The organism is Ectothiorhodospira sp. PHS-1 (assembly GCF_000225005.1).
In the GTDB taxonomy this organism is placed as follows: domain Bacteria; phylum Pseudomonadota; class Gammaproteobacteria; order Ectothiorhodospirales; family Ectothiorhodospiraceae; genus Ectothiorhodospira.
The window spans coordinates 19,655-32,862 of sequence record NZ_AGBG01000003.1 but is presented as its reverse complement, the minus strand read 5'-3'; the positions used below and the strand labels follow the sequence as shown (position 1 = coordinate 32,862).

Sequence of the window (13,208 nt, the reverse complement as noted above, 5' to 3'; positions counted from 1 at the left end):
CTTGGGGGAGAAGGGCAGAGGCAGACAGGATGAACCAGGGCCTTCAACGGCCGCGACGAGCCTTGACCGCGGCGGCCAGCTCCCGCAACAGGGGGGCGGTGTCATCCCAGCTCATGCAGGCATCGGTGATGCTCTGCCCGTAGACGGGAGGCTTGCCTGCCACCAGGTCCTGACGACCCGCCACCAGATGACTTTCCAGCATCACACCGATGATGCGACGGTCGCCGCCATGGATCTGAGCCGCCACGGAACGAGTCACCTCCACCTGGCGGGCCGGATCCTTGCGGCTGTTGGCATGGCTGCAGTCGATCATGAGCTGAGGCGGCAGACCGGCATCCTGCAGGGCCTCGGCGGCCTCGTCCAGGCTCTTGGGGTCGTAATTGGGCGTCTTGCCGCCCCGCAGGATGATGTGGCAGTCCCCGTTGCCCGCCGTGGAGAAGATGGCCGAGCGTCCCGCCTTGGTCACGGACAGGAAATGATGGGGTTTCGAGCTGGAACGAATGGCGTCGACAGCCACCTGCAGGCTGCCGTCGGTGCTGTTCTTGAAGCCCACCGGACAGGACAGCCCTGAGGCCAGCTCGCGATGTACCTGGCTTTCGGTGGTACGGGCGCCGATGGCGCCCCAGGCCACCAGGTCCGCCACGTACTGGGGGCTGATCAGGTCGAGATATTCGGTGGCGGCCGGTACGCCCCGTCGGGCCAGGTCCAGCAACAGGCCTCGGGCCAGGCGCAGGCCCTTGTTGATCTGAAAACTGTTGTCCAGGTCGGGATCGTTGATGAGCCCCTTCCAGCCGACGATGGTCCGGGGCTTTTCGAAATAGACCCGCATCACCACTTCCAGGTCGGCCGCCAGTTCATCCCGCAATCCCTTCAGGCGGGCGGCGTAGTCCCGGGCCGCTTCCACATCGTGGATGGAACAGGGACCAGCGATCACCAGCAGACGATCATCTTCCCCCTTGAGTATCCGGTGAATGGCGTTACGGGACTCGTAAACGGTCCGGGCGGCTTCGTCGCTGACGGGATACTCCCGGTGGAGCTGTTCCGGGGGGGACACTTCCTGGATACCCAGGATTCTCAGATCATCGGTCTGGTATGGCATCGGATTTCATGATCCTTTCGGGAAACGGTCAGGGCAATCACAAATCACCGCGGAAGCCAGCCATCATCCGGGGCCGGGGCCACTCCCGCGAAGGCAGCGCCAGGCCGTCTAGGCCCGCCTCGCCACCGCCGCCTCAAGATCCTTGAGCAGATGCTTGACGCGCGCTGACTTCATCTTCATGGCGGCCTTGTTCACCACCAGACGGGAGCTGATGTCGGCAATGTGCTCCAGGGGAACCAGGCCGTTGGCCTTGAGGGTATTGCCGGTGTCCACCAGATCCACGATACAGTCGGACAACCCCACCAGCGGCGCCAGTTCCATGGAGCCGTAAAGCTTGATGATCTCCACCTGCTTACCCTGCTCGGCATAATAGCGACGAGTGGTGTTGACGAACTTGGTGGCAACCCGCAGGCGGCCGCCCCGGGCCGCGGCCTCCGGACGTCCCGCCACCATCAGACGGCAGCGGGCGATGTTCAGATCCAGGGGCTCGTACAACCCTTCCCCGCCGTGCTCCATCAGCACATCCTTGCCGGAAACCCCCACATCGGCGGCTCCGTACTGCACATAAGTGGGCACATCGGTGGCGCGGATCACCACCAACTTCACGTCGTCACGGTTGGTATCCAGTATCAGCTTGCGACTGGTCTCCGGATCATCCTTCGGCTCGATCCCGGCTTCCGCCAGCAGCGGCAGGGTATCCTTGTAGATCCGCCCCTTGGACAGGGCGATGGTCAGTGTCTGTTCTGGCATGGGGCTTATCCGGGCACGCGGCGGATGACGGCGCCGAGCTGGGAGAGTTTCTCCTCGATGCATTCATAGCCGCGGTCGATGTGATAGATGCGATCCACCAGGGTCTCGCCATCACTGACCAGACCGGCCAGAATCAGGCTGGCCGAGGCTCGCAGGTCGGTGGCCATCACCGGTGCCGCCTTCAGATGCGGAACCCCGCGAATGATGGCGGTGTTGCCTTCGATCCGGATGTCGGCCCCCATGCGCTGCATCTCCAGGGCATGCATGAAGCGGTTCTCGAACACGGTCTCGGTAATGGTGGAGGTCCCTTCCGCGACGGCGTTCAGGGCCACGAACTGGGCCTGCATGTCGGTGGGAAAGGCAGGATACGGTGCCGTGCGCAGACTCACCGACCGGGGCCGACGTCCCCGCATGTCCAGCTCGATCCAGTCCTCCCCCACAGTGATGTGGGCACCGGCCTCTTCCAGCTTGACCAGCACGGCATCCAGGGTCTTGGGCGCGGTATCGCGGGCACGCACCCGGCCACCGGTCATGGCGCCCGCCACCAGGAAGGTACCGGTCTCGATCCGGTCGGCCAGCACGGTGTATTCACAGCCGTGCAGATTCGGCACGCCCTCCACGGTGATGGTGTCGGTCCCGGCCCCCGAGATCCTGGCCCCCATGGCCTTGAGGCAGTTGGCCAGATCCACCACTTCCGGTTCGCGGGCGGCATTCTCGATGACGGTAACGCCATCGGCCAGGGTCGCGGCCATCAGCAGATTCTCGGTGCCGGTCACGGTCACCGTGTCCAACACCAGACGCGCCCCCTTGAGACGGTTGGCGCGGGCACGGATGTACCCCCCTTCCACCCGGATGTCGGCTCCCATGGCGGCCAGCCCCTCCAGATGGATGTTCACCGGACGGGAGCCGATGGCGCAGCCCCCCGGCAGGGACACCTCGGCCTCCCCGTAACGGGCCAGCAGGGGCCCCAGTACCAGGATGGAGGCGCGCATGGTACGTACCAGCTCATAGGGCGCCACGCACTGGTTGAGCGTGGTGGGATTGACTTCGATGCGCATGCGTTCGTCCACCGTCAGGGACACGCCCATGCGCCCGAGCAGTTCCATGGTGGTGGTGACATCCTGCAGATGCGGGACGTTGCCGATGGTCATGGGGCCATCGGCCAGCAACGTGGCTGCCAGGATGGGAAGGACCGCATTCTTGGCGCCGGAGATGCGTACATCACCCTCCAGCGGGCGGCCACCGCAGATGATCAGTTTATCCATAGGGGAAAGGATGATAGCGGAAAAGGGCGTCCGGGGGGGAGTACCGGCAATCAGGCCTCTCGCCGCAGTACGTCCTCAAGATCGCTGACCGCGACCAGGGCCCGCATGCGCTCGGGCATGCCGGTGAAGATCAGATGATCGCCCTGGGTACCACCACAGTCCTTCATCCAGCCGACGAGCAGCGCCACGCCGGCACTGTCACTTCGGGTCACCCCCGACAGATCCACCCGGCAGGAGCCGGATCCACCCTGGAGCAGGGCTCGGGATTCCCGCCACAGATCAGGTACCGTGGCAAGGGTGAGTTCACCCGTCACCCGGATACCGGCCTCGGTGCGTTCCAGCCGCGCCTCGCTCACCGGCTCGCCCCCACCTCGACCTGAACAGCCTCCTCGATGAGGGATTCGTCACCGGCCTCCAGGCGCTCGATCAGGGCATCAAGGCCATGACGCTCCACCTCAGCACCGAAGTTGGTGCGGAAATTGGTCACGAAGCTGAGTCCCTCCACGGTCAGATCGAAAATCTTCCATTCTCCGTCCACGGGCCGCAGGCTGTAGATGACGGGGATGTTGGAGCGCCCCTGCCCCATCACGATCTCGGTGGCCACCGAAGCCATGCGATCATCCTGACGGCTGCGATGGGGCAGGACCCGGATATCCTTGTCCATGTGCTCGGCCATCTGCAGGGTGTAGGTGCGCATGAGCATGTTCTGGAAGGCCGTCGTGAATCGCTCCCGCTGCTCGAGAGTGGCGGTACGCCAGTGCCGGGCCAGGATCAGCCGCGACATGCCCTGGACATCCACCACCGGCAGGATGATGTCGTCCACCAGGGCGTGGAGAAACTCCGGATCATTGCGGGTTCGCTCCGGATCTTCACGCAGCTTGTACAGCACTTGGGCGGAGGTCTGCTCCACCAGCCTCACCGGATCCTGGGGGGCGGCCAACGCCGGCACCAGGCTGAGGGCCAGTACCAGACAGGCCGTAAAGGTCAGACGGACAAGGGCATTCATCACGAGGGGACTCCGCATCAGTTTCCGGTAAGGTTGACCAGCACCCGGCCGATCAGTTCCTCCAGCACCAGGGCCGACTGGGTGAACAGGATCACGTCACCGTCCCGCAGCACCTCATCCTCGCCGCCGGGCTCCAGGGCGATGTACTGTTCCCCCAGCAGGCCAGCGGTATAGATGCTGGCCTGGGTATCCGTGGGCAACTGGTCATAGCGGGCGGAGATGGTGAAGCTGACCCGGGCCTGATAGCGCTCGGCGTCATAGGTGATGGCGCTCACCCGCCCGACCCGGACCCCGGCCATGGTCACCGGGGCCCGCACCTTCAGGCCGCCGATGTTGTTGAAATAGGCATGCACCTCATAGCCGTCGCCGCCCCGGTACTCGCCCAGGTTGCTCACCTGGACGGCGAGCATGAACAGGGCCGCCAGGCCCAGGGCCACGAAGATGCCCACGGTGATCTCGATCCTGCGCGTCGTCATCTTGCCGTCCCGTTATCAGATATCACCGAACATGAGTCCGGTCAGAATAAAGTCCAGGGCCAGAATGGCCAGTGCCGTGTGCACCACGGTGCGCGTGGTGGCCCGGCTCACCCCTTCAGAGGTGGGCGTGGCATCATAACCTTCAAATACGGCGATCCAGGCGGCCACCACGCCAAAGACCATGCTCTTGATCACGCCGTTCATGACGTCTTCGTGGAAATCCACGCTGGCCTGCATCTGTGACCAGTAGGCGCCGGCATCCACCCCGAGCACGCCCACGCCGATGAAATAGCCCCCGGCCACACCGACGGCACTGAAGATGGCCGCCAGCAGGGGCATGGAAATCACGCCGGCCAGAAACCGCGGTGCAATCACCCGTTTGTACGGGTCCACCGCCATCATTTCCATGCTGGAGAGCTGTTCCGTCGCCTTCATCAGGCCGATCTCCGCCGTCAGCGCGGAACCGGCCCGACCGGCAAACAGCAGCGCGGTCACCACTGGCCCCAGTTCACGGACCAGGGACAGGGCGACGACGGTACCCAGCGCCTCGGCGGCACCGAAGTCCACCAGGGTGATGTAACCCTGATACCCCAGCACCATGCCCACGAACAGGCCGGACACGGCAATGATCAGCAGGGACAACACCCCCACCGAATAGATTTCCCGCAGCAGCAGCCCCGGACGGCGCACCAGCGTCCCCATGGCCAGCAGGGTGCGCAGCAGGAACAGATGGCCCCGCCCCAGGCGTTCCAGCACGCCCAGTGCCGAGCGCCCCAGCCGTTGGAAAGGTCCCATCACCGTGTATCGCCTCCCATGAGGTCATCCAGATAATCCGGCGCCGGATAATGGAAGGGAACCGGACCATCCGGCAAGCCTTCCAGAAACTGGCGGGACCAGTCCGAGGCCTCCCGGCGCAATTGCTCCGGCGGACCGGCATCCACCACCCGGCCATCGGAGATAAGGTAAACCCAGTCGGCGATGGAGCCGGCCTCGGCCACATCGTGGGACACGACGATACTGGTCATGCCCAGGGCATCGTTGAGGCGACGGATGAGGGACACGATCACCCCCATGGTGATGGGGTCCAGGCCTGTAAAGGGTTCGTCGTACATCATCAGCAGCGGGTCCAGGGCGATGGCCCGGGCCAGAGCCACCCGCCGGGCCATGCCGCCGGAGAGTTCACTGGGCATAAGGGATACCGCGCCGCGCAGGCCCACCGCCTCCAGTTTCATGAGCACCAGGTTGCGCACCAGCGGTTCCGGCAGGCGGGTGTTCTCGCGAATGGGAAAGGCCACGTTGTCAAAGACGTTCAGATCCGTGAGCAATGCCCCGCTCTGAAACAGCATGCCCATGCGACGGCGCAGACGATACAGCTCCCGGCGTGAAAGACGATGTACGTCCTGCCCCTCTACCAGCACCTGGCCATGATCGGGACGCAGCTGACCCCCGATCAGCCGCAGCAACGTGGTCTTGCCGGTGCCGCTGGGGCCCATGATGGCTGTCACCTGCCCCTGAGCGATGGTGATGTTCAGGCCATCGAAGATCTTGCGATCACCGCGGGCAAAGTGCAGATCACGGATCTCGATCCAGGGCGTCTTGTCGGGAGAGGCGTCGATGGTCCGGTTCCTGGGTTTGAATGGAGGGGGGAGCGGGTGATCAAGGTACCGTGAATGTTCCCGGGCCGTCGGGGTCCTGTCAAGCCACTCCCAGCAGCGCGGCAATGGTCATGGCCTGATCCACCGTACCGGGTCCGGCATCCATGAACAGCAGCCCCGCCCCGGCCGGGCTGCCGTGGATGAAACACTCCAACTGCCCACGCAAGGCCCGCAGGTCCGGCGGGCCATCCAGTGTCAGCAGGCCCACGCCACCACAGGCGCCCGGGGTATCCGTGCCGGTCCAGAGTCGCGCCGAACCGGCCCCGGCACGGGATGCAAACCAGGGTCGGCCCGTGCCGGGCGGAGGAAAGGCCGCCCCGGCCGCCATCACATAGCCGGCCAGATGATCACCCAGGACCGCCTCGGCTCTGGCGGGCACGACCGCATCGTCCTCCGGTGACAGTTCCAGATAGAACCGGAACCCCCGGGACACCTCGTCCCGCCAGACGCGCATGCCGGCCTCACCGGCGGCCAGGCGCCGCTCCCTGGGCACCAGCACGGCACGAAATTCATTGGCGTAATACGACAAACGCCAGGACGCCGGCAGATCATCCGGGTAGAATTGCGCCAGCCAAGCCGGGTGTTCCCAGTCACGAACCCCGAAGTCCAGGGTAAAATCCGCCCGATCAGCCATGGCGCCCCATCCCCCACCGCCCTATCGCAAACACCTGTATGCTCACTTCCATCACTGCCGTCCTGCTGGGTCTGATCATTCTGGTCTGGAGTGCCGACCGGTTCATCTTCGGTGCCGCCGCCCTGGCGCGCAACCTGGGCATCCCCACCATGATCATCGGCCTGACCATCGTCGGCTTCGGCACCTCGGCGCCGGAGCTGCTGGTTTCCGGCATTGCCGCCTGGCAGGGCAACTCCGGGCTGGCCATCGGCAACGCGGTGGGTTCCAACATCGCCAACATCGGCCTGATCCTGGGCATGACGGCCCTGCTCGCCCCTCTGGCCATCACCTCCGCCACCCTGCGCAAGGAAATGCCCCTGGTCCTGGGGGTCAGCGTGCTGGCCTACCTGCTGGTACTCAACGGCACCCTGGGCAGGATGGACGGCCTGATCCTGCTGGGCGGCCTGATCCTGATCATGGCCTGGATGGTGCGGGACGGTCTCAAGGGACGCAACAACGGCCCCGACCCGATCCAGGGCGAGTTCGAGGCGGAGATTCCGCGGGCGGTCTCCACCGGCAGGGCCGTTCTCTGGCTGCTGATCGGCCTGGTGCTGCTGCTGATCAGCGCCCGCGCCCTGGTCTGGGGAGCGGTGAACATCGCCACCGCCCTGGGCGTGAGCGACCTGGTGATCGGACTGACCATCGTCGCCATCGGCACCAGCCTGCCGGAACTGGCGGCGGCCCTGATGAGTGCACGTCGTAACGAGCCGGATCTGGTGCTGGGCAACATCCTGGGCTCCAACCTGTTCAATCTGCTGGGCGTGCTGGCCATCCCGGGTCTGATCCGCCCCGCCGGCGTACCGGCCGATGCCCTGTGGCGGGATTTTCCGGTCATGCTGGGTCTGACCCTGCTGATCATCGTCATGGCCTTCAGTTTCAGGGGGCGTCCAAGGCGCATCAACCGGGTGGAGGGCGGAGTGCTGCTGGCGCTCTTCATCGGCTACATGACCTGGGTGTATCTGAGCCTGAGTCCGGCCGGGGGGACGGCGTAAGCGATGAAGACCGAAAATGATCTTGCTCAACCCACCTGAAGCATTGGTAGCGTGACGGCATCATGAAACTCAATCCGGAAAAGACCCGCGAACTTGCCCTGGCGGTACTGGACACGGAGGCCGAGGGCATCCGCGGCCTGATGACCCGCATCGACGCCCGGTTCATCCGCGCCTGCGAACACCTTCTCGCCTGCACCGGCCGCGTGGTGGTCACGGGCATGGGCAAGTCCGGCCATGTCGGCAACAAGATCGCCGCCACCCTGGCCAGCACCGGCACCCCCTCCTTCTTCGTCCACCCGGGTGAAGCCAGCCATGGAGACCTGGGCATGATCACGCCGGGTGACACGGTCATCGCCCTGTCCAACTCCGGCGAGACCGATGAACTGCTCACCATCCTGCCCCTGATCCGTCGCCTGGGCGTGCCGATGATCGCCCTCACCGGCAACCCCCGCTCAACCCTGGCGCGGGAGGCCACCGTGAACCTGGACGTGAGCGTGGCCCGGGAGGCCTGCCCCCTGGGCCTGGCCCCCACGGCCAGCACCACCGCCGCCCTGGCCATGGGCGATGCCCTGGCCGTGGCCCTGCTGGAAGCCCGCGGCTTCACCGCCGACGACTTCGCCCGCTCCCACCCGGGCGGGCGCCTGGGCCGCCGGCTGCTCCTGCACGTGGCGGACATCATGCATACCGGCGAACGCATCCCCGTGGTGCGGGCCGATGCGCCCCTGGGTGATGCCCTGCTGGAAATCAGCCGCCAGGGCCTGGGCATGACGGCGGTAGTGGATGAACAGCGACGACTCATCGGTGTCTTCACCGACGGCGACCTGCGCCGCACCCTCGACCGGGGCGTGGACGTGCATGCCACCACCATCGGTGAAGTGATGACTCGTCAGTTCAAGACCGCCGCCCCCACCATGCTGGCCGCCGAGGCCCTGAAGATCATGGAGGATCACAAGATCAGCGCCCTGCCGGTGCTGGACGAGGGTCAACGCCTGGTGGGCGCCCTCAACATGCACGACCTGCTGCGCGCCGGCGTGGTCTGACCGTTCCTGCCCGACGCGTGGTATCGTTGCCCCATGAACGAAACGCTCACTGAACGCGCACGACGGGTGCGCTTCGTCATCTTTGATGTGGATGGCGTACTCACCGACGGCAGCCTGTTCCTGGACGATGACGGACGCCAGTACAAGGCCTTCAACAGCAAGGATGGTCAGGGCATGCGCATGCTCGCGGACAGCGGTGTCCAGGTGGGCATCCTGACCGGCCGCCGCTCGGGCGTGGTGGAACACCGGATGCGGGATCTGGGCATCCGGCTCGTGGTCCAGGGCCGACGCGACAAACTCGAAGCACTCGGCGGCCTGCTCGCGGATGCCGGTGTCGGCGCCGATGAAACCGCCTACGTGGGGGATGACGTGGTGGATCTCCCGGTCATGCGCCGGGTCGCCCTGGCCGTTGCGGTGGCTGACGCCCATGCCCTGGTAAGGGAACACGCCCACTACGTCACCCGACAACCGGGAGGGCGCGGTGCCGCCCGGGAGGTCTGTGAATTCATCATGGAGGCCCAGGGCACTCTGCAGGCCGCCATGGCAGCCTATCTGAGATGAAACTGCCCTCGCTGTTCCTGATCCTGCTGCTGACTCTGGTCGCGGCCGTCGGCTTCTGGCTGGCCCGGGACGCCGATGAACGCCGCCGGGTACTGGAAGACGCGGCAACCGAAGGAACCGATTTCTTTCTGGAACAGTATGCGGCCATCCATATGGACTCCCAGGGTGAACCCCGTTACCAGCTCCGCGGCCAGCGCATGGAGCAGCGCGAAATGGATGGGGCACGCTGGCTGGAGACCCCGGTACTGGTCCTGCATCAACCACCTGGCCCCACCTGGACCCTGCGCTCCGAGCAGGGCTGGATCTCCCCCATCGGTGATGAGGTCAGGTTGCTGGGCGAGGTGCACATCCACCGCGCTGCAGAGGGTGGACGGGACCCGATCACCATCACCACCCGGGACACCACCCTCTGGCCTGATCCCCGTCAGGCCGTCACCGATGCCCCGGCACGTCTGCAGACAACCTATCAGGAGGCCGAGGGTCTGGGGCTGTTCCTGGATCTTGAACGTGAAATTCTGGAACTCAAACGAGAAGCACGGGGTGTCTATGTTCCCCATTAGGGCTGTTCCCAGTCAGTCATTTCCGCGCCAGCGGGAATCCAGGTCCAACGGAATGCGGCCGGCCTCCCCCGGGTCGTCATTCCCGCGCAGGCGGGAATCCAGTCACGGAGTGAAAAGCATGGGCTCCCGCCTTCGCGGGAGCAACGGCGAGGGCGCGGTTCAGTGCTCACCCTGGCGACGGCCTGGCGCGTGGTTCATGATCCCGGCCCTGGCCATCCTGCTGCCGTCCGGACCGCTCCAGGCGCAGGTGGACCGGACATTGCCCATCCGCATTGAGGCGGACTCGGCCACCCTGGACGACAACCGGGGCATCAGCACCTACCGGGGCAGCGTACGCATCACCCAGGGCGCCACAGAAATCAGCGGCGATACGGTCACCGTCCATACCCCGGGCCGGGTGCTGGAACGCATGACCGCGGAGGGTCAACCGGCCACCCTGAACACACTGGATCCACAGGGGCGGGAAGTCCGGGCCGAAGCCGCGCGGATGGAGTTCCTCCCCAACGAGCAACGCATGGAGCTGAGCGGCAATGCCCGCGTGCGACAGGGCACGGACGAGTTCCGGGGCAGCCGCATCACCTATGACCTGCGCACGGCCACGCTGGAGGCCCGCACCGGGGACACCGGCCGTGTCGAGGCCATCTTCACGCCCAGGGAACAGCCTCCCGCCCCTGTCGAGGGGACGCCATGAGTCGTCTGCAGACCCACGACCTGGTCAAGCAGTACCGCGCCCGCAAGCCGGTGGACGGTGTATCACTGCAGGTGAACAGCGGTGAGGTCGTGGGCCTGCTGGGTCCCAACGGCGCCGGCAAGACCACCTGTTTTTACATGATCGTCGGTCTCATCCCCTGCGACGGCGGGCGCATCGAACTGGACGGCAGGGATATCACCCCCCTGCCCATGCATGCCCGCGCCCAGTTGGGCATCGGCTATCTGCCCCAGGAGGCCTCGGTTTTTCGCAAGTTGTCGGTGGAAGACAACCTGCTTGCCGTGCTGGAAACACGCCGCGACCTCAGCCGCGGCCAGCGCCATGAGCACATGGAATCCCTGCTGGAAGAGTTTCAGATCATGCATATCCGCGAGAGCCTGGGCATCAGCCTCTCGGGGGGTGAGCGGCGGCGGGTGGAAATCGCCCGCGCCCTGGCCACCGAACCGGCCTTCATCCTGCTTGATGAGCCCTTTGCCGGGGTAGACCCCATCTCCGTGATCGAAATTCAGCGCATCATCACCCATCTGGTCTCCCGGAATATCGGGGTACTGATCACCGATCACAACGTCCGTGAAACCCTGGGCATCTGCAATCGCGCCTATATCCTGAGCGACGGACACCTGATCAGCGAGGGGCCGCCGGAAGTGGTGCTGGCAGACCCCCAGGTCAGGCGGGTCTACCTGGGCGATCATTTCCGACTATGAAGGTAGAGTTTTTGAGCCAACGCATGGTTTCCCCACACTGGGTCACATTTTTCGTGCCAGGACGTATAATCCGGATGACAGACCCGGCACATGACGGCAAGGCACCGTCAGTACTGCCCGGACCCTTCAACTCCTGCCTGACGACTCCGGTGGCACGCCACATCCTATGCTGAAACCTTCTGTCCAGCTCCGTCTCGGCCAGAGCCTTACCATGACACCGCAGCTGCAGCAGGCCATCCGGCTGCTGCAGCTGTCCACATTGGAGCTCCAGGCCCAGATCCAGGAAACGCTGGAGACCAACCCGATGCTGGAAGCCCTGGAAGGCGCGGATGCCGACCTGGATACCGGCATGGATGAAGCCACCCAACCTGAAGGCATGGCCCCCGGCGCCGATAGCGCCGACAAGGATGCGGAGAGCCGGGAATTCGACGAGCCCGCCGAACGGGACAACACCAGCGAATCCGCGGAAACCATTCCCGAGGAACTGCCCGTGGACAGCAACTGGGAAGACCTCTACGACATGCCGACCGCCGGCGGCGGCCAGATGGACAACGACGGTCGCGACCTGTTCGAGAATCAGAGTGCACCCGGCGAAGACCTGCGTGACCACCTGCTTTGGCAGATCAACCTGTCGCCCCTGAGCGAGCGGGACCAGGTCATCGCCATGACCATCATCGATGCCATCAACGATGACGGCTACCTGGCCGAACCCATCGAGCAGATCCACGCCGGCCTGGCCCAGGATCAGGAGATGGAACTGGAGCTGGATGAGGTGGAAGCCGTGTTGCGCATGGTCCAGCACCTGGATCCCGTGGGCGTGGGTGCACGGGATCTTGCCGAGTGCCTGTTGCTGCAACTGGAGCAGTTCGCGCCGGAGACGCCCTGGCTGGCCGAGGCCAGAACCCTGGTGCGTGATCACCTGGAAGCCCTGGGCACCCGCGACTTCAAGGGGGTCCAGCGCCGACTGGGGCTGGCTGACGGCGAATTGCAGGTGGTGATCTCGCTGATCCAGAGCCTGAATCCCCGCCCGGGCACCCTGATCAGTTCCAGCGCACCGGAATACATCATTCCCGATGTCTTCGTGCGCAAGCGCGAGGGATTCTGGCAGGTGGAACTGAATCCGGAAGTCGCGCCCCGGTTGCGGGTCAACCCACTTTATGCCAGCTTTGTGCGACGGGCCGATTCCAGCCAGGACAATATCTACCTGCGCAATAGCCTGCAGGAGGCCCGCTGGTTCATCAAAAGCCTGCAAAGCCGCAACGAGACCCTGCTGCGTGTGGGCACCGCCATCGTGGAACATCAGCGCGCCTTTCTGGAACACGGTGACGAAGCCATGAAACCCCTGGTGCTGCGGGATATCGCCGAGCAACTGGAGATGCACGAATCCACCATCTCCCGCGTCACCACCCAGAAGTACATGCACACCCCGAGAGGGATTTACGAATTCAAGTATTTCTTCTCCAGCCACGTGGGGACGTCCGACGGCGGTGAGTGCTCCGCCACGGCCATCCGTGCCATGATTCGCAAACTGATTGCCGAAGAACCCCAGGGCAAGCCCCTGAGTGACAGCAAGATTGCCCAGATCCTGGTGGACCGGGGCATCCAGGTAGCGAGGCGCACCGTTGCCAAGTATCGCGAGGCCATGGCGATCCCGCCATCCAACGAACGCAAGCGCCTCGTCTGAATCCACAACCAGGCCTCAGCTTCACTTTCACATT

16 protein-coding genes are annotated in these 13,208 nt (G+C 64.9%); 7 read left to right on the top strand and 9 right to left on the bottom strand.

What is annotated here, in order from left to right:
* Positions 1 to 43: 43 nt before the first annotated feature.
* The 9 genes from ECTPHS_RS01730 to ECTPHS_RS01690 form a co-directional block, all read right to left on the bottom strand.
* On the bottom strand, positions 44 to 1,099 hold the full coding sequence (locus ECTPHS_RS01730) for a 3-deoxy-7-phosphoheptulonate synthase (protein WP_008930952.1): 1,056 nt from the start codon (positions 1,097 to 1,099) through the stop codon (positions 44 to 46).
* A gap of 108 nt (positions 1,100 to 1,207) precedes the next feature.
* Positions 1,208 to 1,849, bottom strand: coding sequence for an ATP phosphoribosyltransferase (gene hisG / locus ECTPHS_RS01725; RefSeq protein ID WP_008930951.1), 642 nt, complete (start codon positions 1,847 to 1,849; stop codon positions 1,208 to 1,210).
* A gap of 5 nt (positions 1,850 to 1,854) precedes the next feature.
* Entirely contained in the window at positions 1,855 to 3,114 is a 1,260-nt protein-coding gene (gene murA, locus ECTPHS_RS01720; protein ID WP_008930950.1) for a UDP-N-acetylglucosamine 1-carboxyvinyltransferase, read from the bottom strand.
* 50 nt (positions 3,115 to 3,164) lie between these two features.
* Positions 3,165 to 3,470 (bottom strand): lipid asymmetry maintenance protein MlaB, encoded by a 306-nt coding sequence (locus tag ECTPHS_RS01715; protein WP_008930949.1) that lies wholly within the window; start codon positions 3,468 to 3,470, stop codon positions 3,165 to 3,167.
* Positions 3,467 to 4,120, bottom strand: a complete 654-nt coding sequence (locus tag ECTPHS_RS01710) for a phospholipid-binding protein MlaC (RefSeq protein ID WP_040404824.1) — start codon at positions 4,118 to 4,120, stop codon at positions 3,467 to 3,469. Before ECTPHS_RS01710 ends, ECTPHS_RS01715 begins: the two co-directional genes overlap by 4 nt.
* 17 nt (positions 4,121 to 4,137) lie before the next feature.
* On the bottom strand, positions 4,138 to 4,596 hold the full coding sequence (mlaD, locus tag ECTPHS_RS01705; RefSeq protein ID WP_008930947.1) for an outer membrane lipid asymmetry maintenance protein MlaD: 459 nt from the start codon (positions 4,594 to 4,596) through the stop codon (positions 4,138 to 4,140).
* Between the two features lie 15 nt (positions 4,597 to 4,611).
* Positions 4,612 to 5,391 carry a lipid asymmetry maintenance ABC transporter permease subunit MlaE gene (gene mlaE / locus ECTPHS_RS01700; RefSeq protein ID WP_008930946.1) on the bottom strand — a complete coding sequence of 260 codons (780 nt, stop codon included), beginning with the start codon at positions 5,389 to 5,391 and terminating at the stop codon, positions 4,612 to 4,614.
* Positions 5,391 to 6,212 carry an ATP-binding cassette domain-containing protein gene (locus ECTPHS_RS01695; protein WP_040404822.1) on the bottom strand — a complete coding sequence of 274 codons (822 nt, stop codon included), beginning with the start codon at positions 6,210 to 6,212 and terminating at the stop codon, positions 5,391 to 5,393. Before ECTPHS_RS01695 ends, mlaE begins: the two co-directional genes overlap by 1 nt.
* A gap of 79 nt (positions 6,213 to 6,291) precedes the next feature.
* Positions 6,292 to 6,885, bottom strand: coding sequence for a hypothetical protein (locus ECTPHS_RS01690; protein ID WP_008930944.1), 594 nt, complete (start codon positions 6,883 to 6,885; stop codon positions 6,292 to 6,294).
* Positions 6,886 to 6,923: 38 nt separating this feature from the next.
* On the opposite strand from ECTPHS_RS01690, the gene ECTPHS_RS01685 reads away from it, so the two are divergent.
* The 7 genes from ECTPHS_RS01685 to ECTPHS_RS01655 all read left to right on the top strand — a co-directional run bounded on the left by ECTPHS_RS01685 (position 6,924) and on the right by ECTPHS_RS01655 (position 13,174).
* Entirely contained in the window at positions 6,924 to 7,916 is a 993-nt protein-coding gene (locus tag ECTPHS_RS01685; protein WP_008930943.1) for a calcium/sodium antiporter, read from the top strand.
* A gap of 62 nt (positions 7,917 to 7,978) precedes the next feature.
* Positions 7,979 to 8,956: a KpsF/GutQ family sugar-phosphate isomerase gene (locus ECTPHS_RS01680; protein ID WP_008930942.1), complete on the top strand. Its 978-nt coding sequence runs from the start codon at positions 7,979 to 7,981 to the stop codon at positions 8,954 to 8,956.
* A gap of 33 nt (positions 8,957 to 8,989) precedes the next feature.
* Positions 8,990 to 9,517, top strand: coding sequence for an HAD family hydrolase (locus tag ECTPHS_RS01675; RefSeq protein ID WP_008930941.1), 528 nt, complete (start codon positions 8,990 to 8,992; stop codon positions 9,515 to 9,517).
* Positions 9,514 to 10,077 carry an LPS export ABC transporter periplasmic protein LptC gene (lptC, locus tag ECTPHS_RS01670; protein ID WP_008930940.1) on the top strand — a complete coding sequence of 188 codons (564 nt, stop codon included), beginning with the start codon at positions 9,514 to 9,516 and terminating at the stop codon, positions 10,075 to 10,077. Before ECTPHS_RS01675 ends, lptC begins: the two co-directional genes overlap by 4 nt.
* A gap of 196 nt (positions 10,078 to 10,273) precedes the next feature.
* Positions 10,274 to 10,768 (top strand): lipopolysaccharide transport periplasmic protein LptA, encoded by a 495-nt coding sequence (gene lptA, locus ECTPHS_RS01665; protein ID WP_008930939.1) that lies wholly within the window; start codon positions 10,274 to 10,276, stop codon positions 10,766 to 10,768.
* A complete protein-coding gene (gene lptB / locus ECTPHS_RS01660; RefSeq protein WP_008930938.1) occupies positions 10,765 to 11,490 on the top strand; it encodes an LPS export ABC transporter ATP-binding protein in 726 nt (241 codons plus the stop codon). Before lptA ends, lptB begins: the two co-directional genes overlap by 4 nt.
* 166 nt (positions 11,491 to 11,656) lie before the next feature.
* The gene (locus ECTPHS_RS01655; RefSeq protein ID WP_246828292.1) at positions 11,657 to 13,174 is read left to right on the top strand and encodes an RNA polymerase factor sigma-54; all 1,518 of its coding nucleotides are present in this window, start codon (positions 11,657 to 11,659) and stop codon (positions 13,172 to 13,174) included.
* The last annotated feature ends 34 nt before the right edge of the window (positions 13,175 to 13,208 follow it).